The sequence below is a fragment of the Streptomyces sp. NPDC088810 genome (assembly GCF_044750305.1).
Classification (GTDB): Bacteria; Actinomycetota; Actinomycetes; order Streptomycetales; family Streptomycetaceae; genus Streptomyces.
In genome coordinates this window covers 501,530-526,744 of record NZ_JBIVJQ010000004.1, presented here as the reverse complement: position 1 = coordinate 526,744, position 25,215 = coordinate 501,530, and the positions used below count along the sequence as shown (strand labels likewise).

The window sequence follows — 25,215 nt, the reverse complement described above, 5'->3', positions numbered from 1 at the left end:
CCGGACGGACCCCCGCCTCAGGAGTTCAGGTAGGTGAGAACGGCCAGAACCCGCCGGTGGTCCCCGTCGCTCGGGGCCAGGCCCAGCTTCAGGAAGATGTTGCTGACGTGCTTCTCCACGGCACCGTCGCTGACCACCAGCTGCCGCGCGATCGCCGAGTTGGTCCGCCCCTCCGCCATCAGCCCGAGCACCTCGCGCTCCCGGGGCGTCAGCCCCGTCAGCACGTCCTGCTTGCGGCTGCGGCCGAGCAGTTGCGCGACCACCTCCGGGTCCAGCGCCGTACCGCCCTCGGCGACCCGCACCACCGCGTCCACGAACTCCCGTACGTCCGCGACCCGGTCCTTGAGCAGATAGCCGACGCCCCGGCTGGATCCGGCCAGCAGTTCGGTGGCGTAACGCTCCTCCACGTACTGCGACAGCACCAGCACCCCGAGCCCCGGGTGCAGCCGGCGCAGCAGGACGGCCGCCCGGACCCCCTCGTCGGTGTGGGTCGGCGGCATCCGTACGTCCGCCACCACCACGTCGGGCAGCTCGCCCTGCTCGGCCAGCTCCGAAATGGTCTTCACCAGCGCGTCCGCGTCGCCGACGCCGGCCACGACCTCGTGCCCCCGGTCGGTCAGCAGCCGGGTCAGGCCCTCCCTGAGCAGCACGGAATCCTCGGCGATGACCACCCGCACCCTGTCCTCCACGATCTTCCGGCCCCCCACTGCCCTGCGCCCCGGTCTCCGCGACGGCATCCGTCCGTGCCGTCCCGCGGAGGACCAGCATTCCAGGATTCGTGCCGGGCCGCCGCCGTACCGGGGCAGAGCGCGGGTGCCCTCAGCCGCGCCAGGGCAGTTCCGCGATCACCCGGGTGGGGCCGCCCACCGGGGAGTCCACCAGCAGGACGCCGTCCACCGCGTCCAGGCGCGCGGTCAGCCCGGCCAGCCCGGAGCCCTGGGAGACGTCCGCGCCGCCCACACCGTCGTCGGTCACCTGGAGCATCAGCCGGTCGGCCGAGCGCCAGACGTCGACCGCGGCGGACCGGGCGCGGCTGTGCTTGCCGACGTTCTGCAGCAGTTCGGAGACGGTGAAGTAGGCGATGCCCTCGATGGCCGGCGCCGGCCGGGCCGGCAGGTCGACCTCCACCCGCACCGGGACCGGGCAGCGGGAGGCGACGGCCGACAGGGCCGCGTCCAGGCCGCGGTCGGTCAGCACGGCCGGGTGGATGCCCCGGGCGAGGTCGCGCAGCTCCTGCAGGGCCGTCTTCACCTCGCCGTGCGCCTCCTCCACCATCCGCGCCGCCGCGTCCGGGTCCTCCCGCAGCTTCTCCTTGGCCAGCCCCAGGTCCATCGCCAGGCCGACCAGCCGGGCCTGCGCCCCGTCGTGCAGGTCCCGCTCGATGCGCCGCAGATCCGCGGCGGCCGTGTCGACCACGGCCCCGCGGTCCGACTCCAGCTCCACCACCCGCGCCGACAGCGGCGACGGGCCGAGCAGCCCGCGCACCAGCAGCCCGTCCACGGTGGTCAGGGCCCGGACGAGCCACGGCGTGACCAGCGTGAACACCAGCCCGATCAGCGCGGTCACGGTGATCTCGAAGGGGTTGTCGAGATAGACGCTGTGATGGGCGTCGCCGTACAGCTGCAGACCGCCCTCGCCGGCGTACGCCGGGAACACCCAGAACCACAGCGGATAGGTCAGCAGCGTCCAGCCGGAGGTCCAGAAGGCCAGCGCGACCGAGAAGGAGAACACCGCCCACGGGAACTGCACCAGCGCGTAGAGCGCGTGCCGCCAGGAGGCGCCGCTCTTGAGCAGCGCGACCGTCCAGGCCGCCGGGCCCGGCGCGCGCGGCCGCAGCGGCTCCGGGTCGGCCACCTCCAGGCCGAGCAGCCCGCGCGCACGAGCCCGCTCCAGCACGCCGAAGCCCCGGCAGCCGGCCAGCGCCGCCGCCAGCACCGGGATGCCGAGGAAGGTCACCAGCAGGCCCGCGCCGAGCGCGACCATCGTCACGGTCCACGTGAACAGCACGATCGCGATCGGCAGGCCCAGCAGCACGTACGCGAACTCGCGCAGGCTGCGCCCCTCGACGGGCGCCCGCAGCGCGGCGGGCAGCCGGTGGGGCGGCTCGCTCCGGTGGGCGTACCCCTGTCCGTACCCCTGTCCGTACTCCGTGGCCATCGGTGTCGTCCCGTTCTCGTCGTCCTGGCGGCGGTTCAGCCGTACCTCCAGGGTCGTCCGCCGCGCGTCCGCGCGACATGGAGTCCGTCGGCGTCTCGAGCGGGGGGTTTTCCCCACCCCCGCCGTCCCGGGTGGGCCGGCGCGTCCTGGCGGGGGTCAGGCCGTACGGTCCCGCCACGGCAGTTCCGCCGTGACCACCGTCGGGCCGCCGGCCGGGGAGTCGACCACGAACAGGCCGTCCACCGCGCCCAGCCGCTCCGCCAGGCCCCGCATGCCGCTGCCCCCGTCCAGCCGGGCGCCGCCGCGGCCGTCGTCCCGGACCTGGAGGATCAGCCGGTCCGCGGTCCGCCACACGTCGACCGCGGCGGTCCGGGCCCCGCTGTGCTTGCTGACGTTCTGCAGCAGTTCGGAGACGGTGAAGTAGGCGATGCCCTCGATGGCCTCGGCGGGCCGGGCCGGCAGGTCCACGGTCACCTTCACCGGCACCGTGCAGCGGGAGGCGACGGCCGACAGAGCCGCGTCCAGGCCGCGGTCGGTCAGCACGGCCGGGTGGATGCCCCGGGCGAGGTCGCGCAGCTCCTGGAGGGCCAGCTTCACCTCGCCGTGCGCCTCCTCGACCATCGCCGCCGCCGTGTCCGGGTCCTCCAGCAGCTTCTCCTTGGCCAGGCCGAGCCCCATGGCCAGGTTGACCAGCCGCGCCTGCGCGCCGTCGTGCAGGTCGCGTTCGATCCGGCGCAGGTCGGCCGCCGCCGTGTCGACCACGATCCCGCGGTCGGACTCCAGCTCGGCGATACGGCGTTCCAGCTCGTCCGAGGGCGACAGCAGCCCGCGCACCATCGCCCGGTCCAGGTTCGCCAAGGCCCGCGCGAGGTACGGCAGCACCGGCCACAGCACGAACAGCGAGACCAGCACGGTGCAGAAGGTGAGGATGCCCCAGGGCAGCCGGATCGCGTCGTACAGCAGGGTCCGCCAGCCCACCGGGTCCTTCAGCGCCATCCACAGCCGCTGCATCGCGCCCCCGCCCTTGGCGATCGGCAGCGGCGACGGCTCCGCCACCCGCACCCCGAGCAGCTTCCGGGCCCGGGCCCGCTCCAGCTTGCCCAGCTGCCGGGCGCCCAGCAGGCTGAGGGCGAGCAGCGGGAGCCCGATCGCGGTGAGGGTGAGGGCGCCGCCGGTCACCAGCACGGTCAGCGCGTACGTGAACCCGAACACCGCCGCCGGCAGGTTCAGCAGGAGATGCGCGATCTCCTTCCAGGTGTGCGCTTCGTAGGCGGGCCGGGGCGGAGGCAGCCGGTGCGGGCCGTCGGATCCGTCGCGTGCGTCGGTGCCGTCGGGCCGGCCGGCGGCGGGGCGGGGAGCGGTCATGCTGATCAGCGTGCCGTGCGCGGCGCCCCTGACGCCATGCGGTACGCCTGCCTCCGCTGCCGGGGGAAAACCCCACCCCGAGCGGGTCCGGCTGTCTCACGGCGTGACGGGCTGCTTACCCGCTCTTTATGAGGGCCTAGACTCCGGTGCGTACAGATCCTCGAATCGCGTTGCGACACAGAGTTCACTTATTCACTGAGGTCACGAGGTCAGGGAGCGAGGGACGGACCGTGCGGGAGACGTTGGGGGACTCGTCGTTCGCCGCGGCGAACGTCGTTGCGGCCGGCTACTTCCGGTCCTACTCGGTGGTCGGGCTGCTCGCCCTCATCGGCGTGCTGTTCGTCGCGGTCGCCTTCGGCGCGGGCCGGCTGCTGCGCCCGGTCGTGCCGACGCCGGAGAAACTGCTGACCTACGAGTGCGGTGTCGACCCCGTCGGCGAGGGCTGGGCCCACACCCAGGTCCGCTACTACGTCTACGCCTTCCTGTACGTGATCTTCGCGGTCGACTCGATCTTCCTGTTCCCCTGGGCGACGGTCTTCGCCGCCCCCGGCTACGGCGCGACGACGCTCGTGGAGATGTTCATCTTCCTCGGCTTCCTCGCCGTAGGCCTGCTGTACGCATACAAGAAGGGCGTCCTGGCATGGACGTGAACCCCTCAGTGCCCGAGTCGATGCCCGAGCCGGTGTCCGAGCCCGTCCTGCTGCCGGAGCCGAAGAGGCTGGGCGCCCTCGCCCGGCTGGCACCCGAGCCGATGAAGGTGGTCCTCAACTGGGGCCGCCGCTACTCGCTCTGGGTGTTCAACTTCGGCCTCGCCTGCTGCGCGATCGAGTTCATCGCCGCGTCGATGGCCCGCCACGACTTCATCCGGCTCGGCGTGATCCCGTTCGCACCGGGCCCCCGCCAGGCCGACCTGATGGTGGTCTCGGGCACGGTCACGGACAAGATGGCCCCGGCCGTCAAGCGCCTGTACGAGCAGATGCCCGAGCCGAAGTACGTCATCTCCTTCGGCGCCTGCTCCAACTGCGGCGGCCCCTACTGGGACTCCTACTCCGTCACCAAGGGCGTCGACCAGATCATCCCGGTGGACGTCTACGTCCCCGGCTGCCCGCCCCGCCCCGAGGCGCTGCTCCAGGGCATCCTCAAGCTCCAGGAGAAGATCGCCCGCGAGTCGCTGGGGGAGCGGTACGACAACGGGTCCGCCCGGCCGTCCGCCGCCGCGCTGCAGAGCGGACTGGTGCAGCCGCCGGCCCCGGCCGGTGAGGGAGGCACGCGATGAGCACGGCCGCCGGCTGGCTGCCCGCCCCCGCCGAGGAGCTCTTCGGTCCGCAGGCGGTGGCCGAGGAGTCGTACGAGGTGCTGACCGTGGACGTACCGCCGTCCGCCTGGCTCACCGCCCTGGAGACGGCCCGTACGACCCTGTCCTGCACCTACTTCGACTGGCTGAGCGCGGTCGACGAACCGGGCACCGGCTTCCGGGTCGCCGCGCACGTCGTCGCCCTGAACCCGGTCCGCCGCCTCCTCGTGCGTACGACGGTCCCGCACGACGCCCCCTCCCTGCCCTCCGCCGTCGGCGTCTACGCGGGCGCCGCCTGGCACGAGCGCGAGACCCACGAGATGTTCGGCGTCGATTTCGAGGGCCACCCGGGCCTGGAGCACCTCCTGCTCCCCGAGAACTTCGAGGGCCACCCGCTGCGCAAGGACTTCGTCCTCGCCGCCCGCGTCGCCAAGGCCTGGCCGGGCGCCAAGGAACCCGGGGAGCCTGCGGCGGGTGCGGCGCACGGCGGCCCGAAGCGCCGCCAGATGCTCCCCCCGGGCGTACCGGACCCCAACGAGTGGGGCCCCCTGAAGGGCCAGCTCCCCCCTGCCCCGGCCCGCCCGGCCAGGGCAGCGGGCCGCACGGCGGGCGACCGCCCGGTACGACGCACCCGCACGGCCTCGGAGGGCTCGGCCAGCCAGGCTGCCCCGCAGGCGGGGGAGGCTGCTGGTGCTGGTGCTGGTGCTGGTGCCGGTGCCGGTGCTCCCGGTCGGCCGCGTCGGGCGCGGAGTGCGAGCGAGGGTTCGGTGAGCCAGGCGGCCGCCCGAGACGAGGACGCGGCGGTCCGCAAGCAGGCCGCGGCCGAGGGTGAGGCCACCCGGGCGGCAGCGGAGGGTCCGACGGAAGGGCCGGCCGCCGAGGCCTCGGTGGCGCACGAGCCCGGTCCGGCGCCCTCACCCGCCCGGCCGCGCCGCGCCCGCAGCGCCTCGGAGGGCTCGGCCACCCAGCGGACGCAGGCGGCGCCGGAACCGACCCCGACGGAGGCGACGGAGCTGACGGAGCCTGCGGGGTCGGCGGGGGCGGACGGCGCCGGCCGCCCTGCCCGGCGGAGCCCCGCCCCGCGCAGCTCCGACGCCCCGTGGCACCACGCCCGCCCGGCGTTCACCGAGCCGGAGCCGGAGCCGCAGCCGGACGAGGAGCCGGCGCCGGAACCGGAACAGACACCCGCCACCGAGCCGCCCCCCGGCACCCCCGAAGACCCGGGCACCGCCGACGACCCCGCAGGAGGCCCGCAGTGAACGGCGCGCTGGACGTCGCCCTGCGACTCCTGGTCGTCTTCGTCGTCTTCCTCACCTTCCCGCTGATCGTGGGCCAGACCGAGCACAAGGTGATGGCCCACATGCAGGGCCGCCTCGGCCCGATGTACGCCGGTGGCTTCCACGGCTGGGCCCAGCTCATCGCGGACGGTGTGAAGTTCGCGCAGAAGGAGGACGTGGTCCCGGCGGGCGCCGACCGCCGCGTCTTCCAGCTCGCCCCCGCCGTGGCCCTGCTGCCCTACCTCCTCGTCCTGCTCGCCGTCCCCATCGGCCCGAGCGAGGGCGCCGTCGGCCAGGTGCTGGACGCCGGCGTGTTCTTCGTGCTCGCGGTGATGGGCGTCGGCGTGCTCGGCTCGCTGATGGCCGGCTGGGCCAGCGCCAACAAGTTCTCCCTGCTCGGCGGCCTGCGCACGGCCGCCCAGCTGCTCGCCTACGAACTGCCGATGCTGCTGGCGGCGGCCTCGGTCGCGATGGCGGCCGGCACGGTCTCCCTGCCCGGCATCGTGCACGCCTTCCACTGGTGGTGGCTGCCCTGGCAGATCGTCGGCGCGGTCGTCTTCTTCGTCGCCGGACTAGCCGAGCTGCAACGGCCGCCGTTCGACATGCCGGTCGCCGACTCGGAGATCATCTTCGGCGCGTACACCGAGTACACCGGCCTGCGCTTCGCCCTCTTCCTGCTGGCGGAGTACGCCGGCATCGTCGTCCTGTGCGGCCTGACCACCGTCCTGTTCCTGGGCGGCTGGCACGGCCCGTGGGGCGCCGACGGCCTCGGCTGGGTCTGGACCCTGCTGAAGACCGCGCTCCTCGCGTTCCTGGTCATCTGGCTCCGCGTGACCTACCCGCGGCTGCGCGAGGACCAGCTCCAGAAGCTGTCCTGGACCCTCCTCGTCCCCCTCTCCCTCGCCCAGATCGCCCTCACCGGCATCGTCAAGGTGGTGATCAGCTAACCATGGCCCCCTTCCCTGGCAGTGGCCTCGCCAAGGGCCTGGCCGTCACCCTGCGCACGATGACGAGGAAGCACGTCACCGAGCAGTACCCCGACGTCCTGCCCGAACTGCCGCCCCGCACCCGCGGCGTGATCGGCCTGTTCGAGGAGAACTGCACGGTCTGCATGCTGTGCGCCCGTGAGTGCCCCGACTGGTGCATCTACATCGACTCCCACAAGGAAACGGTCCCGCCCGCCGCCCCCGGCGGCCGCGAGCGCAGCCGCAACGTCCTCGACCGGTTCGCGATCGACTTCTCGCTGTGCATGTACTGCGGTATCTGCATCGAGGTCTGTCCTTTCGACGCCCTGTTCTGGTCCCCGGAATTCGAGTACGCCGAGACCGACATCCGCGACCTCACCCACGAGCGGGACAAGCTCCGCGAGTGGATGTGGACCGTGCCGGCACCGCCCGCCCTGGACCCCGGCGCGGAGGAGCCCAAGGAGATCGCCGCCGCCCGCAAGACCGCCGAGAAGCTGGCCGCGGCCGAGGCCGAGCCGGCCGATCCGCAGGAGGGTGCGTCGTGACCCTCACCGCAGCAACGGCCACCGTGGCCGCCGCCGACCCGCACGGCTTCCTCTCCCCGACCGGCGTCGAGATCGCCTTCCTGCTCGTCGGCCTGGTCACCCTCGGCGCCGCCCTCGTCACCGTCACCACCCGGCAGCTGGTGCACGCCGCCCTGTGGCTGGTGGTCGCGCTCGGCGGCCTCGCCGTGGAGTACCTGCTGCTCACGGCCGAGTTCATCGCCTGGGTGCAGGTCCTGATCTACGTCGGTTCCGTCGTCGTCCTCCTGCTGTTCGGTCTGATGCTCACCCGGGCCCCCATCGGCCGCTCCCCGGACGCCGACTCCGGCAACCGCCGGGCCGCCCTGGCCGTGGCCGTCGCCGCCGCGGTCGCCCTGGTGTGGGTGGTCGTCGACGCCTTCCGGACCACCTGGATCGACCTGGACGGCCCGGCCGCCGGCACCACCGAGGTCACCGGCACCAGCCTGTTCCGGCACTGGGTGCTGCCCTTCGAGGCGCTGTCCGTGCTGCTCCTCGCCGCCCTGGTCGGCGCGATCGTCCTGTCCCGCAAGGCCAAGGCCGACGCCGCCCCCGCGGTTCCCGGGAAGGAAGGCGCCCGCTGATGCACCTCGCCTACCCCGCCGTACTCTCCGCCCTCCTGTTCTGCACCGGCCTGTACGGCGTCCTCGCCCGCCGCAACGCCATCCTGGTCCTGATGTCGGTCGAGCTGATGCTCAACGCCGTCAACCTCAACCTGGTCGCCTTCGACGTCTGGCTCAGCCGTACCGCGAAGGAGACCCTGCACTCCGGCCAGGCCCTGACCCTGTTCACCATCGCCATCGCCGCCGCCGAGATCGGCATCGGCCTCGCGATCGTGCTCGCCGTCTACCGCAACCGCGGCACCTCCGACATCGACAAGCTCCGCGACACCGCCGAGGGCCCCGAGACCGAAGGCCCCGACACCCCCGCGGCCGAGAAGGCTGAGGCCACCGCGTGACCACGACCACCCTCGCCGTCCTCGTCCCCCTCCTGCCGTTTTTCGGCGCCGCGGCCGGACTGCTGCTCGGCCGCACCGCCCCCGGGTTCGTCCGCCCGCTCGCCGTGCTGCCGCCGCTGGCCTCGCTGGTGCTGGCCGCGCTGGTCGCCGTACGGCAGGGCGGCGGCACGGCCGTCGACGCCCACACCGAGCTGACGCCCACCGGGTCGGTGCCGATCGAGCTGGCCCTGCACATCGACGGCTTCGCCGCGCTCGTCGCCGTCCTGGTGGCGTTCGTCGCGGCCTGCGTGCAGATCTACTCCACCGGCTACCTGCGGGACGATCCCCGCTACCCCTCGTACGCCGCCCTCGTCTCCCTGTTCACCTCCGCGATGCTCCTGGTCGTCTACTCCGGCGACCTGATCGTGCTGCTGGTCGGCTGGGAAGTCATGGGCATCTGCTCCTACTTCCTGGTCGGCCACTACTGGGAGACCCCCGAGGCCCGCGCCGCCTCCCTGAAGGCCTTCCTGGTCACCAAGCTCGGTGACGTGCCGTTCCTCATCGGCCTGTTCGCGCTGGCCGCCGACGCCGGGTCGTTCCGCATCACCCGCGTCCTGGCCGCCGTCGCGAGCGGTGGCATCGGCCACCCCACCGTGATCGCCCTGCTGCTGCTCGCGGGCGTCGCGGGCAAGTCGGCGCAGTTCCCGCTGCACACCTGGCTCCCGGACGCGATGGCGGGCCCGACGCCCGTCTCGGCGCTGATCCACGCCGCGACGATGGTCGCCGCCGGTGTCTACTTCACCGCCCGTCTCCTCCCGCTCTTCGAGGCCTCCCAGGCCGCGATGGTGGTCCTCGCCGTCATGGCCGCCGTGACCATGACCGGCTCGGGTCTGGCCGCGCTCGCCCAGGACGACATCAAGCGCGTCCTCGCCTACTCGACGATCGGCCAGCTCGGCTACATGACCGGCGCCCTCGCCGTCGGCGACCGCGCTGCCGCCGTCTTCCACCTCCTGTCGCACGGCGCCTTCAAGGCGCTGCTGTTCCTCGCGGCCGGCGCGATCATCCACGCCGCCGGCACCAACTCGCTGGCCGCCATGTCCCGCATGCACGGCCTGCGCGACCGCGTCCCGGACGCCTACTGGACGATGACCGTGGCGCTGCTCGCGCTCGCCGCGATCCCGCCCTTCAGCGGCTTCTTCTCCAAGGAGTCCGTCCTCGGCGCCGCCGAGCACGTGACCTCCGGCCACACCGGGCACGCCCCCGGCGCCGCCGGCTGGATCGTCCTCGTCGCCGGTCTGGTCACCGCCCTGCTCACCGCCGCGTACGCCGCCCGGCTGTGGCTGCTGGCCTTCCGCGGCCGGGGCGCCGAGGCCCCCGACCACGGCCGCCAGCCGCTGACCATGACCGTGGTGCTCTGGGTCCTGGCGGTCCCCTCCCTCGCCTTCGGCGGGCTCGCCTACCGCTCGCTGCCCGACTGGTTCGACGGCCGCGACCTCACCCCGACCCTGCTCACCTCGATCCTCGGCACGGGCCTCGCCCTGGTCGGCGGGCTGCTCACCTACGGCGCCTGGCAGCGCACCGCCGCGCTCGCCGCCCGCGTCCCGCTCGGTGCCGTCGCCGCCCACCCCGAGGAGGACGCCGGCCTGGTCGAGGCCGAGGCCATCGCCACCCACGAACCGGCCTACGGCGACATCGCCTCCGCCTCCGACCCGGCCGACCCCGGGCGGCTGCTGCTCGGCCCGCTGCACCGGCCCGCGGCCGCCGGCTTCCGCCTGGACGCCGTGTACGCGGCGCTGTTCGTCCGCCCGGTCCAGGCCGGCGCGAGTCTCGTCCGGTTCCTCGACCGCGAGGTCGTCGACACCTACGTCCACGGCGCCGCCGCCCTGCCCCGGCTGCTCGGGGCCGCCGTACGGCGCGCCCAGACCGGCAACGTGCAGACCTATGTGAGCGCGCTGCTCGCCGGCACCGTCGTCCTGGCGGTCGCCGTCCTCCTCGTCGCCACGGGAGCGTGAGCAGGCGTGATCGATATCAACGAGTCCGTGATGCAGTTCCTTCTGGCATTCGTCGTCGTCGGCCCGCTCCTCGGTGCCGCCGCCGCTCTCCTGCCCGCCCCGCCCGGACTGAAGGGGAAGTCACCCGGGCAGGCCGTGCTCCGGCACGGTGTGACCGTCACCGGCGCCGTCCTCATCGCCGCGATCGTCCTCGCGCTCGGCTTCGACCACGACCATCCGTCGAAGATGCAGGCCACGACCGACATCAGCTGGATCCCCGCACTCGACGTGCGGATCCACCTCGGCACCGACGGCATCTCCCTCCCCCTTCTGGTCCTGACCGCGCTGCTGACCTTCCTCTGCGCGCTCTACTCCTACGCCAAGCCGCCGTCGGGCCCGTCCCCGAAGGCGTTCGTCGCCCTGCTGCTCCTGCTGGAGTCCGGCACCCTCGCGACCTTCGCCGTCCTCGACCTGCTGCTGTTCTTCCTCGCGTTCGAGATGGTGCTCATCCCGATGTACTTCCTCATCGCCCGCTGGGGCGGCGAGGGCCGGACCCGGGCCGCGTGGAAGTTCATCCTGTTCACGCTGCTCGGCTCCGTGGTCATGCTGCTCGGCCTGCTCCTGACCGGAATCAAGGCGGGCACATTCGACATGGTGGCACTCGCCACTGACAACGGCCGGTCGCTGACCACATCCGTGCAGGTCATCGCCGTTCTGGCGATCGGGATCGGGCTCGCGGTGAAGACGCCGATGTGGCCGCTGCACAGCTGGCTGCCCGACGCCCACACCGCCGCCCCGACCGTCGGCTCGGTCCTGCTGGCCGGTGTCCTGCTGAAGATGGGAACGTACGGCTTCGTCCGGATCCTGCTGCCGATCGCGCCGCACGGCTTCCACACCTTCGCGCCGTACCTCGCCGCGTTCGCCGTCGTCGGGATCATCTACGGGTCCCTGGCCTGCCTGGCCCTCGCCAGGCAGGGCGCGAAGGGCGACCTCAAACGCCTGATCGCCTACTCCTCCGTCGGCCACATGGGCTTCGTGCTGCTCGGCATCGCCACCATGACCCCGACCGGCGTCAACGGCGCCCTGTTCGCCAACATCGCCCACGGCCTCATCACCGGCCTGCTGTTCTTCCTGGTCGGCGCGCTGAAGGACCGCACCGGCAGCACCGACCTCGACACCCTCGCCCTCCCGTCGCCCGACCACCACCCCTCAACGAGCGGCTCCGCCGCGCCAAACCGATCCCAGACCGGCGCCGCGCTGTACGGCAGGGCCCCGCGCCTCGGCGGGCTGCTCGCCTTCGGCGCCGTCGCCTCCCTCGGCCTGCCCGGACTCGCCGGGTTCTGGGGCGAGATGCTCGCGCTCTTCGGCGCGTTCCGGCCCGGCGCCGACCTCAGCCGGCCCGCCTTCCTCACCTTCATGGCGATCGGCGCGTTCGGCACCCTGCTGACCGCCGCGTACATGCTGATCGTGGTCCGCCGCGTCTGCATGGGCGGCGCGGAGCAGGAGGTACCGAAACTCGCCGACGTGCACGGGTACGAGTTCGCCGCCTGGGCCCCGCTCGTCACCCTCACCGTCCTGGCCGGACTGTGGCCGAGGGCCCTGCTCGGCCTGACCGACCCGGCCGTGCAGCAGCTCCTCGCAGGAGGCACCCGATGAGCGCCCAGCCGCTTGCCGAGTCGCTGGTCCAGTCCGTCGACTGGCTCGCGATCGCCCCGCCCACCCTCGCGGCCGTCGTGGCGCTCGCCGTCCTCGTCGCCGACCTGTTCGTGCAGGAGCCCCGCAAGGCCGTGCTCGGCTGGGTCTCGGTGGCCGGACTGGCCGCGGCGACCGCGCTGCTGCTGCCCCTCCTGGACGGTGACCGCAGCACCTTCTGCACCGACGGCCACGCGCGCGCGTGCAGCTACACCGCCGACCACTTCACCCTCGTCATCCAGTTCCTGGTCCTCGGCGGCGCCCTGCTCGCGGCCCTGCTCTCCGTCACCCACCTGGACGACGACCGGCGCCGCGTCCCGGCCGGCGAGTTCTGGTTCCTGCTGCTGTCCTCCGCCGCCGGGGCCGCCCTGCTGCCCGCCTCCCGTGACCTCGCCACCCTGATCGTCGCCCTGGAGGTCGCCTCCCTGCCCGCCTTCGCTCTCGTCGGCATCCGGCACGGCGACAAGCGGTCCTCCGAGGCCGCCCTGAAGTTCTTCCTGTCCTCGGTCACCGCCACCGCGGTCAGCCTCATGGGCATCAGCTTCGTCTACGCCTCCACCGGCACCCTCTACCTCACCCAGGTCGCCCAGCGCCTGCCGCACGTCGACGGGCAGCTGCACACCCTCGCCCAGACCGGCGTCGTCCTCACCCTGGTCGGCTTCGCCTTCAAGACGGCAGCCGTGCCCTTCCACTTCTGGGTGCCCGACACCTACGTGGGCGCGCCCCTGCCCGTCGCCGCCTACCTGTCCGTCGTCGGCAAGGCGGTCGGCTTCTCCGGCCTGATCCTCGTCACCGTCGTCGCGTTCCCCTCCTACGCCGACGTGTGGGGCCCCGCGCTCGCCGCCCTGGCCGCCCTCACCATGACCGTCGGCAACGTCGCCGCCCTGCGCCAGCAGGCCACCCGCGCGTACAGCGCCGTACGGCTGCTCGCCTGGTCCTCCGTCGGCCAGGCCGGCTACCTGCTGGTGCCGATCGCCGCCGCCGGATACACCAAGGACGCCCAGAAGGCGATCGGCTCCACGGTCGCGTACGCCCTGATGTACGCCGCCGTGAACCTCGGCGCCTTCGCGGTGGCCGCCCTGGTGGGCCGCGGCCGCGCCCTGAACCGGATCAGCGACTACCGGGGCCTGTACGCCACCAACCCGCTCAGCGCGCTGCTGCTGGCCTTCTTCCTGCTGTGCCTGGCCGGGCTGCCGCCGGGCGTCATCGGCCTGTTCGCCAAGGTCACCGTGTTCTCGGCGGCCGTCGACGCCGGCCTCGGCTGGCTCGCCGTCGTCATGGCCGTCAACGTCGTGATCGCCCTCTTCTACTACCTGCAGTGGACGGCCCTGCTGTTCCGCGCCCCCGAGGGCGAGCCCGCCCGGCACCGCGTCCCGGCCCCCCTCACGGCCGCGCTCGCCCTGACCGGTGTCCTCGGCGTCGCCCTGTCCGGGGCACCCCAGCTGGTCCTCCGCTTCGCGGCCGGCGGACTCTTCTGAGGAGTCGTCACGCGCGCGTGGGGCACCCGTGCCGGCACACGCGCGTGGCCGAACCCGCACGTCACCCGGGCAGCCCACGCGCGCGGCCGTACCCGTCGGGGAACTCGTGGCCGCCGCCCGGCGTTGTCATCAGCGGGAGGGTCCACTGGATCAGAGTGTTCCCCAGATGCACGACTTGGAGGGCGCACCGTGCACCGCCGGCACAACGGGCTCAGGACCGCCGTACTCCTCGGGGGACTGTCCGCACTCATCATCGTCATCGGCAGCTTCTTCGGCCGCACCGGACTGGTCGTCGCGGTCCTGGTCGCCCTGGGCACCAACGCGTACGCGTACTGGAACAGCGACAAGCTGGCGCTCCGCGCGATGCGCGCCCGCCCGGTCAGCGAGTTCGAGGCCCCGGCGCTGTACCGGATGGTGCGGGAGCTGTCCACGCAGGCCCGCCAGCCCATGCCCCGGCTGTACATCTCACCGACGGAGGCCCCCAACGCCTTCGCCACCGGCCGCAACCCGCGCAACGCGGCCGTGTGCTGCACGGAGGGCATCCTGCGCCTGCTGGACGAGCGGGAGCTGCGCGGTGTGATCGGCCACGAACTGAGCCACGTCTACAACCGGGACATCCTCATCTCCTCGGTCGCCGGCGCACTCGCCTCGGTGATCATGTTCCTGGTGAACTTCGCCTGGCTGATCCCGGTCGGCCGCTCGGACGACGACGACGGCCCCGGCCTGTTCGGCATGCTGCTGATCATGATCCTCGGCCCGCTCGCCGCCAGCCTGATCCAGCTGGCCATCAGCCGCTCCAGGGAGTACGAGGCGGACGCCTCCGGCGCCCAGCTCACCGGTGACCCGCTCGCCCTGGCCAGTGCCCTGCGCAAGCTGGAGACGGGCACCCAGCAGCTGCCGCTGCCGCCCGAGCCCCGGCTCGAGACGGCGAGCCACATGATGATCGCCAACCCCTTCCGCGCGGGGCAGGGACTGTCCAAGATGTTCTCCACCCACCCGCCGATGGTGGAGCGCATCGCCCGCCTGGAGAGGATGGCAGGACGCCTGTGAAGACCATTCTGAACGTCATCTGGCTCGTCCTGAGCGGCTTCTGGCTGTTCCTGGGCTACCTGGCCGCCGGCGTCCTGCTGTGCATCACCGTCATCGGCATCCCCTTCGGCATCGCCGCCTTCCGCATCGGCATCTACGCCCTCTGGCCGTTCGGGTACACCACGGTCGAGCGGCGCGACGCGGGCGCGCCGTCCTGCGTGGGCAACATCCTGTGGCTGCTCCTGGCCGGCTGGTGGCTGGCGCTCACCCACATCGCCACGGGCATCGCCCTGTGCATCACGGTCATCGGCATCCCGTTCGGTATCGCCAACTTCAAGCTGATCCCGGTCGCCCTGCTGCCGCTGGGCCGCGAAATCGTCCGCACCGACCAGCCGTTCGCGACCCGCTGACCGGGACGCCGTAGTCGAGCCGCCGCACGTGCGTGTGCACGCGCGCGTGCCGGGTCCGTCGGTCCGGCGTCACGCCCCGCGCCGGCCCACCCACCACCGTCGTACCCCGTAGGCCGCCACGCCCGCCGCGAGCACGCCCGCGCCGACGGCCACCGCGGCCGCGGGCAACGCGAACGCCAGTGTGGCGCAGCCCAGCAGGCCCACCGCGGGCACCACGCGGGCGCGCGGGGCCGGATCGAGCGTCCAGGCCGAGGCGTTGGCGACGGCGTAGTAGGCGAGCACGCCGAAGGACGAGAAGCCGATCGCGCCGCGCACGTCGCCCGTCGCGGCCAGCACGGCGACCACCGCGCCCACGGCCAGCTCCGCCCGGTGCGGCACCCGGAACCGTGGGTGCACGGCCGCGAGGGCGCCCGGCAGGTGCCCGTCCCGGGCCATGGCGAGCGTCGTCCGGGACACCCCGAGGATCAGCGCGAGCAGCGAGCCCAGGGCGGCCACCGCGGCCCCGGCCCGCACCACGGGCGCGAGCCCCGGCGTCCCGGCCGCCCGCACGGCGTCGGCCAGCGGCGCCGCCGCATGCCCGAGCCGGTCAGCGCCGAGGACCGCGAGCACCGCGACGGCCACGCACGCGTACACCACCAGAACGATCCCCAGGGCCAGCGGGACCGCCCGCGGGATCGTGCGCGCCGGATCGCGCACCTCCTCGCCGAGGGTGGCGATCCGCGCGTACCCGGCGAACGCGAAGAACAGCAGCCCGGCCGCCTGGAGCACCCCGCCGGCCCCCGCGGACAGGCCGATGTCCAGCCGCCCGGCGTCGGCTCGTCCGGAGGTCAGGCACACCACGACCACGGCCGCGAGAACGGCCAGGACGACGGCCACGATCGCCCGCGTCAGCCAGGCCGACTTGTGGATCCCGCCGTAGTTCACGGCGGTCAGGGCCACCACGGCCGCGACCGCCACCGCATGCGCCTGCCCCGGCCACACGTACGCGCCCACGGTGAGCGCCATGGCCGCGCAGGAGGCCGTCTTGCCGACAACGAAGGCCCAGCCGGCGAGATAGCCCCAGAAGGCGCCGAGCCGCTCTCTGCCGTACACGTACGTCCCGCCGGAGGCCGGATAGCGGGCGGCGAGCCGGGCCGAGGACATGGCGTTGCAGTAGGCCACCAGGGCGGCGAGCGCGAGCCCGGGCAGCAGCCCGGACCCGGCCGCGCGCGCGGCCGGTCCCGGAGCGGAGAAGACGCCGGCGCCGACCATCGAGCCCAGGCCGACGACCACGGCGTCCCGCACGCCCAGAGTGCGGCGCAGAGCGGCATCGGTCCGTGTCATGCGCCGCACCCTAGTGATCCCGGCAACCGGCGGGCGGACCTGTGACGTCCTCTTAACCGACACGGCACGAGAACGCGCGCGACGGACAGCGGGTCCCACCCAAATCCCAGGGGCCCTACAGTGCGGACACAGCGCGGAAGGGCAGGTTCACGGCATGGGCATCATCAGTTGGATCATTCTGGGACTGCTGGCCGGGGCCATCGCCAAGGTCCTGCTGCCGGGACGCGACCCCGGCGGCTTCATCGGGACCACCCTCATCGGCATCGCAGGCGCCTTCATCGGGGGCTGGATCTCGGCCCGCTGGCTGGACCACCCGATCAGCAAGCACTTCTACGACGGTGCCACCTGGGCCGCGGCCGTCGGCGGCTCCCTGGTGCTGCTGGTCGTCTACCGGATCCTGTTCGGCAACTCACGCGACTGAGCGCGCGCGTAAGCCGCGGCAGACGGAAAGGGTGGGCACCGCCGGGTGCCCACCCTCGTTTTCTCCCCGTCTTGCCCGGTCTTACCGGTAGTTCACGAACTGCAGCGCGAAGTCGAAGTCCTTGCCCTTGAGGAGGGCGATGACGGTCTGCAGGTCGTCGCGGCTCTTGGAGCTGACGCGCAGTTCGTCACCCTGGACCTGGGCCTTCACGCCCTTGGGGCCCTCGTCGCGGATGATCTTCGCCACCTTCTTCGCGTTCTCCTGGGAGATGCCCTCCTGGATCGACGCGAAGATCTTGTACTCCTTGCCGGAGAGCTGCGGCTCGCCCGCCTCCAGCGCCTTCAGCGAGATGCCGCGCTTGATGAGCTTCGACTGGAAGACGTCGAGGATGGCCTTCACCCGGTCCTCGGAGTTCGCCTCCATGAGGATCTTTTCACCGGACCACGAGATCGAGGCCCCCACGCCCTTGAAGTCGTAGCGCTGCGAGATCTCCTTGGCGGCCTGGTTGAGGGCGTTGTCGACCTCCTGCCGCTCGACCTTCGAGACGATGTCGAAACTGGAGTCGGCCATGTCCTGTGGCTCCTTGTATCGGGGTGCGTATCTGGTGCGCGGCGGCGACCGCCGGGCCCGGTGGAGCACCGGGCCGCATCCGCACCAGCCTAGCCATCCCGTGCCCCGCGGGTGGAGATCAATGGGGTGGCGAAGCACCCCTGTGCATCGGGTATTGTTTACGTCGTTGCCGGGGAACACCGCCGAAAGCGGGTTCGAAACGGCAGCATTACCCGGCGGTGTGCCCGAGCGGCCAAAGGGAGCAGACTGTAAATCTGCCGGCTCAGCCTTCCCAGGTTCGAATCCTGGCGCCGCCACACGGGAGCGAGGCCCCGTGATCTGCGAGAGCAGATCACGGGGCCTTCGTCGTTGCAGGCCGGGTGCGGGTGCTCGCGCTTCTCCGCGAGGTCACTAGAATCGAACGTGTGAACGAGGACCGTCCGCTGACGCGTCTCGACATGCTGCGGTTCGCCCGCCGCGTCGTCGAACACCAGGCTGCCCGGCAGCTTGCGTTGATGGACCGGTGGATCGCCGACGAGGAACGCCGGGAGGCCGAGCGGCAGCGCCGTCTCGCCGCCCGGCAGGCTGCTCCGGAATGGGCGATCGAGCGTGGCCTGAACGGCCGGAGCGCGGTCTACGTCCACGTCGGCGGCTGCACGGGCGCCGACGGCCGGACGAAGGGCGTCGGCCGGGAGCAGGCGGTACGGGCCCTCACCGACGGAGGTGTCCCCGCGTGCCCGCTGTGCCGGCCGGACACCGCGCTGGGGATTCTCGAATGACCGGCCCGGGTGCGGGCCCGGCCGGTCCGGAAGATGCTGGAGCCATGGCCGGGAAACGTCCCATCGTCGTGCACCTGCCGTCCCCGACCGGCGGTCGCCGGGTGCGGGTGGACGGCGAGATCCTCGGCCTCGCGCACAACGTGCGGGACCTGGTGGAGTTCCTCCGCCGGGCGGGGCTGGAGATCGAACCCGAGGAGGTCGCCGACTCGCCGCTGATCGACTGGCGCGGAGTGGGCCCCGACCGGTGGGAGGCGGAGACCCGGACCTGACCGGCCACCGCTCCCGCCCGGGCGCAGGCGCACACACCGCCCGCCCCGGGCACACTGACGGCATGTCCTCCCGACGCAGAACCTGTCCCGTGTGCCGCCGCGAGATCGCCGTCGTCGCGGGCCGCTTCGCACGGCACGACCCGCCCGGCGCCCGGGAGAGCGGCGAACTCGTCTCCTGCGCCGGGTCGCGGCAGCCGGCGCAACTCGGAGCGGTGCAGCCGTCGTTGGACGGCTACGCCGTGCCGGACTTTCCCGGGCAGCTGCCGCTCTTCTGACTCCTGACGGGCCGGCGGAGCGGCTGACTCCTGACGGGCCGGCAGCGCGGCGGACCGGGCGCGGCGCGGGCCGTCCGACGGCTCGTCAGCGGGTCGGTCCGGGCAGGCGTGCGGCTGGCGTTCGACGGGTCGACGACCGGTGCCCGGGCTCAGTTCCCGGCCACCGACTTCACCGCGACCGACACCGGCGTCGAACCGCTGATCAGCTCCAGCGTGAGACCGGCCGTCGCCGGCGTGTCCACCAGCTCCGCGAGGACGGCCGCCACGTCGTCCCGCGGGACCGCGCCGCGCCCGGTGTGCGCCTCCAGCCGGACCAGACCGGTACCCGCGTCGTCCGTCAGCGAGCCCGGGCGCAGGATCGTCCAGTCCAGGGCGTCCTGCCGGGTGACGTACGCGTCGGCCTCGCCCTTGGCGCGCTGGTACACGTCGAACACGTCGTCCCCCTGGTGCGCGGGATCCGCGCCCATCGAGGACACCACCAGGAAACGGCGCACGCGCGCGCGTACGGCGGCGTCCGCGAACAGCACCGCCGCGCCCCGGTCCACCGTGTCCTTGCGGGCCGCGCCGCTGCCCGGACCCGCGCCGGCCGCGAAGACCGCCGCGTCCGCGCCCTGCAGATGCGCCGCGACCTCCTCCACCGAGGCGGACTCCAGATCGAGCAGGACCGGTTCGGCACCCGCCGCCCGAAGATCGTCGCCCTGTTCGGGGTTGCGGATGATGCCCGCCACCTCGTCCCCGCGCGCGGAGAGCAGACGCTCCAGCCGCAGCGCGATCTGACCATGACCACCAGCGATGACAATGCGCATGATTCCGACCGTACGCCCGAAGGGCCGCATCCGCCGCACGAGTTAACCGGCGGGGCCGGGGCCTGGCGTGCCAGGTCCGCGCCCCTGTAGACGCGCCTGCCCGTTACGCCCCCGGCTCTCGCCCGCGTCCAGCGAACGCGCCCACGCACACTCCAGCCGCGCGCCCCGCCAAGCGCTCACGACAGCTCCCCCCGCCCCTGCCGCGGCAGCCCGAGCTCCGCTGCCGCCGCCGAGTTGCAGTACTCGCGTACCGCGCTCGTACGGGCCACCACCCGCCCCCGGTGCACCACGATCCGGCTGTAGGCCAGGGAGAGCGCGCCGGCCAGATGGTCGCCGCGTACGGCCAGCAGCTCGGCCGGGAAGCCCGCCTCCACGCGGACCTCCGGCAGCCCCAGCACCGCGCGTGCCGAGGCGCACACGGCGTCGTAGGCGTCCTCCGGGCGCAGCCCGTGGGCGGAGGCGAGCAGGTACGCGGCCTCCAGGGGGTCGCCGCGGCCCACGGGGTTCGAGACGTCGCGCAGGGCGCCGCTGCCGGCCGCCACCCGCACCCCGGCCGCGCGCAGCAGCCGTACCGGTGCCGCGCCCCGCCGGTCGGCGCCGCCGCAGCCGCCCTGGGGCAGGCACACCACCGTCACGCCTGCCGCCGCGAGCTGGTCGGCGACGCGGGCGGCGGCGTCGGCGGGCAGGCGCGCGAGACCGGCGCACGGTCCGATCGTCACGCCCGGGCGCAGGCCCCCCGCCATGGCCGCGAGCCGGGACAGCCGGGCCGGATCGGCGGCGTCCGTGTGCAGGTCCACCGGGCAGCCGTGCTCGGAGGCCACCTCCAGGACCGCCTCCACGTAGCCGGTCGGATCCGGATCCAGGTCGGGGCAGCCGCCCACCACGGAGGCGCCCATCTTGACCGCGTCCCGCAGCATCACCAGCCCGTCGGCGCCGGCCACCCCGGTCAGCAGCCGGGGCATCGCCACGGTCGTCAGCTCCGCCAGCCCCCGCAGCGACCGCCGCGCCTGGAGTACCGCGCCCAGCGCGCCCAGGCCCTGGACGTCCCCTACGCGCACGTGCGCGCGGAGCGCCGTCGCCCCGTGCCCGAGCTGCAGCAGGGCCGCCTCCGTCGCCCGGCGCTGCACGTCCTCGGGGGCGTACGACGCCGGGCCGGGGCGCTCCGCGGACAGCGCGGTGTCGCCGTGGGCGTGCGGTTCAGCCGGGGCCGGCAGCAGCAGGTAGCCGCTCAGGTCCACGCGCGTGACGCCCTTGCGGGCCGGGCCCGGGGCGAGGCTGCCGGTCGTACCGACGGCTTCGATGCGCCCCCCGCCCAGCCGTACGTCCACGGTCCGGCCGTCGGTGAGCCGCGCCCCGCAGAGCAGGAGGGCGGCCGGGTCGGACGATCCCGAGGACCCTGACGAGTTCGACGGCGGGTGCGGCTGCGGCTGGCTGTCGGGCATCGCGCTCCAGGGTGGGGCCGGGGGCTCGGGCGGGCTGGCGTGAGGGATCCGGCCCGTGGCCGGCCCATGATCACGCAGAGTGAGTCGAGCCTAGGGTGGCGAGCCGCGCACAGCGCGCAGGAGCGCAATAGTCGTACCGGCGTGGTCCGGCCCGGGCGGGGCGTACGTCGCCCGCGCGTGTGACGGACACCGTGCCCGGCGGCGCGCACGCGTACGCGCGCGTGCAGCCGACGGCGGGCGGCGCCGCAGGGGGCTCCGTGGGCCGCCGGGAGGCCTGGGACGAGGGGTGCGGTGGGCGGCGGGATACGGATTTGGGTGAACGGCGGCAGACCGTGTAATGTCTTCATCGCTCGCCCCAATAGCTCAGTCGGCAGAGCGTCTCCATGGTAAGGAGAAGGTCAACGGTTCGATTCCGTTTTGGGGCTCTGGTGTGAGAGGTTCCCGTCGCGAGACGGGAGCTGATCTCATCAAAGCGGTGTAGCTCAGTCGGTAGAGCAAGCGGCTCATAATCGCTGTGTCACCGGTTCAAGTCCGGTCACCGCTACTGACAGTAGCCGATTGCGGGGTCGGTCCTTCGATCGGCTACTCTTTCTTGCGTTGAATTAGTCCATCCGTTCGTCTTAGGAGCACTCACGTGGCTGCCACCGACGTCCGCCCGAAGATCACGCTGGCCTGCGTGGAGTGCAAGGAGCGGAACTACATCACCAAGAAGAACCGGCGTAACAACCCGGATCGTCTTGAGATGAAGAAGCACTGCCCGCGTTGCAACGCGCACACTGCGCACCGCGAAACGCGATAAAACAGGCTCGTCCGTGAGGCCGTCCCCTTCCGAGGGGGCGGCCTCACGGCGTTTTCCGCGGTCCGGCGTCCACGGCGTCCCTCCGGGCCCGTGCGCATACCGTGACCGGTTTCCCGCTAATTTGGGGCCATCAGAGCAGAGATCAGGAGGTGCCGGGCCATGGCGCTCGACCAGTCCTTCGTGGGACGGACCTACCCGCCCACCGCGCCCTACGAGGTGGGCCGGGAAAAGATCCGCGAGTTCGCCGAGGCGGTGGGCGAGACCAACCCGGTGTACACGGACCCCGAGGCCGCCAAGGCGTTCGGCCACCCCGATGTGATCGCCCCGCCGACCTTCGTGTTCTCCATCACCTTCCGGGCCGCCGGACAGGTGGTCCAGGACCCGCAGCTCGGGCTGGACTACAGCCGCGTGGTGCACGGCGACCAGAAGTTCGCCTACGCCCGCCCGGTGCGCGCCGGCGACCGGCTCACGGTCACCTCCACGATCGAGGGCATCAAGTCCCTCGCGGGCAACGACATCCTGGACATCCGAGGTGAGGTGCACGACGAGGCCGGCGAGCACGTCGTGACCGCCTGGACCAAGCTCGTGGCCCGCGCGGCCGAGGAGGCGTGAGGACCCGATGACGGCGAAGATCGCGTACGACGACGTCGAGGTCGGCACCGAGCTGCCGGCCCAGACCTTCCCCGTGACCCGTGCCACGCTGGTGCGCTACGCGGGCGCCTCCGGGGACTTCAACCCCATCCACTGGAACGAGAAGTTCGCCAAGGAGGTGGGCCTGCCGGACGTCATCGCGCACGGCATGTTCACCATGGCCGAGGCGATCCGCGTGGTCACCGACTGGACCGGGGACCCGGGTGCGGTCGTGGAGTACGGCGTCCGCTTCACCAAGCCCGTCGTGGTCCCGAACGACGACCAGGGCGCCCTGATCGAGGTCAGCGGCAAGGTCGCGGCCAAGCTGGACGACAACACCGTGCGGGTGGACCTGACGGCCATGAGCGGCGGCCAGAAGGTGCTGGGCATGTCCCGGGCGGTCGTACGACTCGCCTGACGGCCGTGATGCGACAGTAAGGGGCGTCCTCCCTGGCGGGGCGCCCCTTACGCGTACCACGCCGACCGGCACTCTTGACCAAGTTAGTGATTGAGCACTAACTTAGCCGCATGCCCAGGATGAGCGCAGAGGAGCGGCGCGAGAGCGTCATTCGTGCCGCGACCGCCGAGTTCGCGCGCGGCGGGTACCACGGCACCTCCACGGAGGCGATCGCCAAGCGGGTCGGTGTCTCGCAGCCGTACCTGTTCCGGCTCTTCCCGGGCAAGAAGGCGATCTTCCTCGCGGTGGCCGAACGCTGCGTGGAGGACACCATCCGGACCTTCGAGGAGGCCTCGAAGGGGCTGCGGGGCGAAGAGGCCCTGCACGCCATGGCGAACGCGTACACCAAGGTCATCGCGGAGCAGCCCGAGCGGCTGCTGATGCAGATGCAGATGTACGTCGCCGTGGCGGCGGCCGAGGAGGAGGGTGACCGCGAGTTCGGCGAGAAGGTCCGGGCCGGCTGGATGCGGTTGTGGGACACCGTGCATCTGCCGCTCGGCGCGGACGTCAACGACACCACCGTCTTCATGGCGTACGGGATGCTCATCAACTGCCTGGTGGCCATGGGTTTTCCGCCTGAGCACCGGGTGTGGGAGGGGCTGTACCCGTCGGCCCGGCTCAAGGGGCGCCTGGAAGCGTGAGCGGCAGGGAAGGGCGACGCCTTTTCATGGCCACGAAAGTTAGTCATCGATAACTAACTAACCATCACCACTGGGGGAGCGATGTCACAGGAGACAGCAACAACCGGTACCACCACATCCCGCGCGCGGGCGGTGTGGGCCCTCGTCATCACCAGCGTCGCCGGGTTCATGGCGGCCTTGGACAACCTCGTCGTCACCACCGCCCTGCCCTCCATCCGCGAGGACCTCGGCGGCGCGCTGGACGACCTTGAGTGGACCGTGAGCGCCTACACGCTCACCTTCGCCGTCCTGCTGATGTTCGGCGCCGCGCTCGGCGACCGCTTCGGCCGCCGCCGGCTCTTCATCGCCGGACTCGCCGTGTTCACCGGCGCCTCCGCCGCCGCGGCCGTGGCGCCCGGCATCGGCTCCCTGATCGCCGCCCGAGCCGTCCAGGGCGTCGGCGCGGCTGTGATGATGCCGCTCACCCTGACCCTGCTGACCGCGGCCGTACCCGCCGCCAGGCGTGGCACGGTGTACGGCATCTGGGGCGCCGTCAACGGGCTCGCCGTCGCCTCCGGGCCGCTCATCGGCGGCAGCCTCACCGAGCACGTCTCCTGGCACTGGATCTTCTGGCTGAACGTCCCGCTCGGCCTGGCCGCGCTGCCGCTCGCCCGGCTGCGTCTCGCCGAGTCGTACGGCACCGGCGCCCGGCTCGACATACCCGGCACGCTGCTGGCCAGCGGCGGACTCTTCGGCGTCGTGTACGGCTTGGTCCGCGGCCCTGCCGACGGCTGGACCGACCCCGTGGTGCTGACCGCGCTGAGCGCGGGCGGAGCGCTGCTGGTGGGCTTCGTCGGCTACAGCTCCCGCGCGGCCGCCCCGATGCTGCCGATGCGGCTGTTCCGCTCCCGGGCCTTCTCCGGCATCAACGCGGCCAGCCTGCTGATGTTCGTCGGCATGTTCGGCTCGATCTTCCTGCTCAGCCAGTACATGCAGGGCGTCCTCGGCTACTCGCCCACCGAGGCGGGGCTGCGGATGCTGCCGTGGACCGGCATGCCGATGCTCGTCGCCCCCGTCGCGGGGATCCTCTCCGACCGGATCGGCGGCCGGCCGGTCGTCGCCGCGGGCCTGTTCCTGCAGGCCGCCGGTCTCGGCTACATGGCCTGGGTGGCCACCGCGGACGCCTCTTACGCGGTCCAGCTGCCCGCACTGATCATCAGCGGGGTCGGCATGGCCCTGTACTTCGCCCCGGCCGCCAACCTGGTCATGTCCAGCGTCGGCCCGCAGGAGCAGGGCATCGCCTCCGGCGCCAACAACGCGCTGCGCGAGGTGGGCGGCGCGCTCGGCATCGCGGTCATGTCGTCGATCTTCTCGGCGCAGGGCGGCTACGAGTCCGCACAGAGCTTCGTGGACGGCCTGCGGCCGGCCCTGGTCACCGGCTCGGCGGTGGTCGCCCTCGCGGCGGTCGCGGCCCTGGTGATCCCCGCCCGCCGGGGCACCGGACACCCCGCCACGGCGGCCGGAGAGGCACCCGCACCAGTCCTCGAAACCGCCTCCCGCTGACCCGGCCTCGGCTGACACGACAGCCGGCCGGCAGCACCGCGCACGCGCGCGTGGACCGACAGTGCCTACGTCGGTCCACGCGCGCGTGCGCGCTTTTTGCGCGTCTGCGCGGCTCATGTGCCCGCGC

General features: G+C 72.7%; 28 protein-coding genes and 3 tRNA genes. 24 read left to right on the top strand and 7 right to left on the bottom strand.

The genetic code is table 11. The annotated features are described in order from the left end of the window. Positions 1 to 17: 17 nt before the first annotated feature. The 3 genes from ACIP4Y_RS17070 to ACIP4Y_RS17060 form a co-directional block, all read right to left on the bottom strand. A complete protein-coding gene (locus tag ACIP4Y_RS17070; RefSeq protein ID WP_358638228.1) occupies positions 18 to 677 on the bottom strand; it encodes a response regulator transcription factor in 660 nt (219 codons plus the stop codon). A 142-nt stretch (positions 678 to 819) separates the two neighbouring features. Beyond that, the gene (locus ACIP4Y_RS17065) at positions 820 to 2,157 is read right to left on the bottom strand and encodes a sensor histidine kinase (protein WP_401393595.1); all 1,338 of its coding nucleotides are present in this window, start codon (positions 2,155 to 2,157) and stop codon (positions 820 to 822) included. 156 nt (positions 2,158 to 2,313) lie between these two features. After that, entirely contained in the window at positions 2,314 to 3,522 is a 1,209-nt protein-coding gene (locus tag ACIP4Y_RS17060) for a sensor histidine kinase (RefSeq protein ID WP_401393592.1), read from the bottom strand. A gap of 230 nt (positions 3,523 to 3,752) precedes the next feature. On the opposite strand from ACIP4Y_RS17060, the gene ACIP4Y_RS17055 reads away from it, so the two are divergent. From ACIP4Y_RS17055 to ACIP4Y_RS17000, 12 genes are all read left to right on the top strand, one after another. Next, the gene (locus ACIP4Y_RS17055; RefSeq protein WP_356147249.1) at positions 3,753 to 4,172 is read left to right on the top strand and encodes an NADH-quinone oxidoreductase subunit A; all 420 of its coding nucleotides are present in this window, start codon (positions 3,753 to 3,755) and stop codon (positions 4,170 to 4,172) included. Further along, on the top strand, positions 4,163 to 4,798 hold the full coding sequence (locus ACIP4Y_RS17050) for an NADH-quinone oxidoreductase subunit B (RefSeq protein WP_401393589.1): 636 nt from the start codon (positions 4,163 to 4,165) through the stop codon (positions 4,796 to 4,798). Before ACIP4Y_RS17055 ends, ACIP4Y_RS17050 begins: the two co-directional genes overlap by 10 nt. Then, positions 4,795 to 6,075, top strand: a complete 1,281-nt coding sequence (locus ACIP4Y_RS17045; RefSeq protein WP_401393586.1) for an NADH-quinone oxidoreductase subunit C — start codon at positions 4,795 to 4,797, stop codon at positions 6,073 to 6,075. Before ACIP4Y_RS17050 ends, ACIP4Y_RS17045 begins: the two co-directional genes overlap by 4 nt. Beyond that, positions 6,072 to 7,040, top strand: a complete 969-nt coding sequence (locus tag ACIP4Y_RS17040) for a complex I subunit 1 family protein (RefSeq protein ID WP_358637957.1) — start codon at positions 6,072 to 6,074, stop codon at positions 7,038 to 7,040. The genes ACIP4Y_RS17045 and ACIP4Y_RS17040 overlap by 4 nt, the downstream gene beginning before the upstream one ends. Before the next feature lie 2 nt (positions 7,041 to 7,042). Further along, the gene (locus ACIP4Y_RS17035) at positions 7,043 to 7,603 is read left to right on the top strand and encodes an NADH-quinone oxidoreductase subunit I (RefSeq protein ID WP_358637955.1); all 561 of its coding nucleotides are present in this window, start codon (positions 7,043 to 7,045) and stop codon (positions 7,601 to 7,603) included. Next, a complete protein-coding gene (locus ACIP4Y_RS17030) occupies positions 7,600 to 8,202 on the top strand; it encodes an NADH-quinone oxidoreductase subunit J (RefSeq protein WP_401393583.1) in 603 nt (200 codons plus the stop codon). The genes ACIP4Y_RS17035 and ACIP4Y_RS17030 overlap by 4 nt, the downstream gene beginning before the upstream one ends. Beyond that, a complete protein-coding gene (gene nuoK / locus ACIP4Y_RS17025; RefSeq protein WP_208033724.1) occupies positions 8,202 to 8,576 on the top strand; it encodes an NADH-quinone oxidoreductase subunit NuoK in 375 nt (124 codons plus the stop codon). Before ACIP4Y_RS17030 ends, nuoK begins: the two co-directional genes overlap by 1 nt. Beyond that, positions 8,573 to 10,567 carry an NADH-quinone oxidoreductase subunit L gene (locus ACIP4Y_RS17020; RefSeq protein WP_401393579.1) on the top strand — a complete coding sequence of 665 codons (1,995 nt, stop codon included), beginning with the start codon at positions 8,573 to 8,575 and terminating at the stop codon, positions 10,565 to 10,567. Before nuoK ends, ACIP4Y_RS17020 begins: the two co-directional genes overlap by 4 nt. A 6-nt stretch (positions 10,568 to 10,573) precedes the next feature. Continuing rightward, entirely contained in the window at positions 10,574 to 12,202 is a 1,629-nt protein-coding gene (locus tag ACIP4Y_RS17015) for a NuoM family protein (RefSeq protein ID WP_401393576.1), read from the top strand. After that, the gene (locus ACIP4Y_RS17010) at positions 12,199 to 13,716 is read left to right on the top strand and encodes an NADH-quinone oxidoreductase subunit N (protein WP_401393573.1); all 1,518 of its coding nucleotides are present in this window, start codon (positions 12,199 to 12,201) and stop codon (positions 13,714 to 13,716) included. The genes ACIP4Y_RS17015 and ACIP4Y_RS17010 overlap by 4 nt, the downstream gene beginning before the upstream one ends. Before the next feature lie 189 nt (positions 13,717 to 13,905). Further along, entirely contained in the window at positions 13,906 to 14,766 is an 861-nt protein-coding gene (htpX, locus tag ACIP4Y_RS17005) for a zinc metalloprotease HtpX (protein WP_358637941.1), read from the top strand. Beyond that, positions 14,763 to 15,155 carry a YccF domain-containing protein gene (locus ACIP4Y_RS17000; protein WP_401393570.1) on the top strand — a complete coding sequence of 131 codons (393 nt, stop codon included), beginning with the start codon at positions 14,763 to 14,765 and terminating at the stop codon, positions 15,153 to 15,155. The genes htpX and ACIP4Y_RS17000 overlap by 4 nt, the downstream gene beginning before the upstream one ends. A 69-nt stretch (positions 15,156 to 15,224) precedes the next feature. Here ACIP4Y_RS17000 and ACIP4Y_RS16995 read toward each other — a convergent pair whose 3' ends face one another. Further along, entirely contained in the window at positions 15,225 to 16,478 is a 1,254-nt protein-coding gene (locus tag ACIP4Y_RS16995) for an APC family permease (RefSeq protein ID WP_401393567.1), read from the bottom strand. Positions 16,479 to 16,632: 154 nt separating this feature from the next. Here ACIP4Y_RS16995 and ACIP4Y_RS16990 point away from each other — a divergent pair, with 154 nt between their 5' ends. Then, entirely contained in the window at positions 16,633 to 16,899 is a 267-nt protein-coding gene (locus tag ACIP4Y_RS16990) for a GlsB/YeaQ/YmgE family stress response membrane protein (RefSeq protein WP_401393564.1), read from the top strand. Between the two features lie 81 nt (positions 16,900 to 16,980). On the opposite strand, the gene ACIP4Y_RS16985 is transcribed toward ACIP4Y_RS16990, so the two are convergent. Continuing rightward, a complete protein-coding gene (locus ACIP4Y_RS16985; RefSeq protein WP_208033732.1) occupies positions 16,981 to 17,469 on the bottom strand; it encodes a YajQ family cyclic di-GMP-binding protein in 489 nt (162 codons plus the stop codon). 214 nt (positions 17,470 to 17,683) lie between these two features. Here ACIP4Y_RS16985 and ACIP4Y_RS16980 point away from each other — a divergent pair. The 4 genes from ACIP4Y_RS16980 (at position 17,684) to ACIP4Y_RS16965 (ending at position 18,771) form a co-directional block, all read left to right on the top strand. Next, a tRNA-Tyr gene (locus ACIP4Y_RS16980) sits at positions 17,684 to 17,765 on the top strand. 108 nt (positions 17,766 to 17,873) lie between these two features. After that, on the top strand, positions 17,874 to 18,227 hold the full coding sequence (locus tag ACIP4Y_RS16975; RefSeq protein ID WP_401393560.1) for a DUF6233 domain-containing protein: 354 nt from the start codon (positions 17,874 to 17,876) through the stop codon (positions 18,225 to 18,227). A 44-nt stretch (positions 18,228 to 18,271) separates the two neighbouring features. Then, positions 18,272 to 18,496: a hypothetical protein gene (locus tag ACIP4Y_RS16970; RefSeq protein WP_030345359.1), complete on the top strand. Its 225-nt coding sequence runs from the start codon at positions 18,272 to 18,274 to the stop codon at positions 18,494 to 18,496. Positions 18,497 to 18,558: 62 nt separating this feature from the next. Beyond that, positions 18,559 to 18,771, top strand: coding sequence for a hypothetical protein (locus ACIP4Y_RS16965; protein WP_358647021.1), 213 nt, complete (start codon positions 18,559 to 18,561; stop codon positions 18,769 to 18,771). Positions 18,772 to 18,920: 149 nt separating this feature from the next. Here ACIP4Y_RS16965 and ACIP4Y_RS16960 read toward each other — a convergent pair whose 3' ends face one another. Beyond that, complete coding sequence (locus tag ACIP4Y_RS16960; RefSeq protein ID WP_401393556.1) at positions 18,921 to 19,577, bottom strand: SDR family oxidoreductase; 657 nt, start codon at positions 19,575 to 19,577, stop codon at positions 18,921 to 18,923. A 176-nt stretch (positions 19,578 to 19,753) separates the two neighbouring features. After that, positions 19,754 to 21,019, bottom strand: coding sequence for an amidohydrolase family protein (locus ACIP4Y_RS16955; protein WP_401393553.1), 1,266 nt, complete (start codon positions 21,017 to 21,019; stop codon positions 19,754 to 19,756). Between the two features lie 352 nt (positions 21,020 to 21,371). Between ACIP4Y_RS16955 and ACIP4Y_RS16950 the strand changes: the two genes are divergently transcribed. The 7 genes from ACIP4Y_RS16950 (at position 21,372) to ACIP4Y_RS16920 (ending at position 25,088) form a co-directional block, all read left to right on the top strand. Beyond that, positions 21,372 to 21,444: transfer RNA gene (locus ACIP4Y_RS16950), tRNA-Thr, on the top strand. A gap of 46 nt (positions 21,445 to 21,490) precedes the next feature. Then, positions 21,491 to 21,563 (top strand) — tRNA-Met (locus tag ACIP4Y_RS16945). Between the two features lie 90 nt (positions 21,564 to 21,653). Next, complete coding sequence (gene rpmG / locus ACIP4Y_RS16940) at positions 21,654 to 21,818, top strand: 50S ribosomal protein L33 (RefSeq protein WP_003948671.1); 165 nt, start codon at positions 21,654 to 21,656, stop codon at positions 21,816 to 21,818. Positions 21,819 to 21,977: 159 nt separating this feature from the next. Then, complete coding sequence (locus ACIP4Y_RS16935) at positions 21,978 to 22,430, top strand: MaoC family dehydratase N-terminal domain-containing protein (RefSeq protein ID WP_401393550.1); 453 nt, start codon at positions 21,978 to 21,980, stop codon at positions 22,428 to 22,430. A 7-nt stretch (positions 22,431 to 22,437) separates the two neighbouring features. Next, a complete protein-coding gene (locus ACIP4Y_RS16930) occupies positions 22,438 to 22,866 on the top strand; it encodes a MaoC family dehydratase (protein WP_358647013.1) in 429 nt (142 codons plus the stop codon). Positions 22,867 to 22,976: 110 nt separating this feature from the next. Continuing rightward, positions 22,977 to 23,546, top strand: coding sequence for a TetR/AcrR family transcriptional regulator (locus tag ACIP4Y_RS16925; protein WP_401393548.1), 570 nt, complete (start codon positions 22,977 to 22,979; stop codon positions 23,544 to 23,546). Between the two features lie 81 nt (positions 23,547 to 23,627). Next, a complete protein-coding gene (locus ACIP4Y_RS16920) occupies positions 23,628 to 25,088 on the top strand; it encodes a DHA2 family efflux MFS transporter permease subunit (RefSeq protein ID WP_401393546.1) in 1,461 nt (486 codons plus the stop codon). The last annotated feature ends 127 nt before the right edge of the window (positions 25,089 to 25,215 follow it).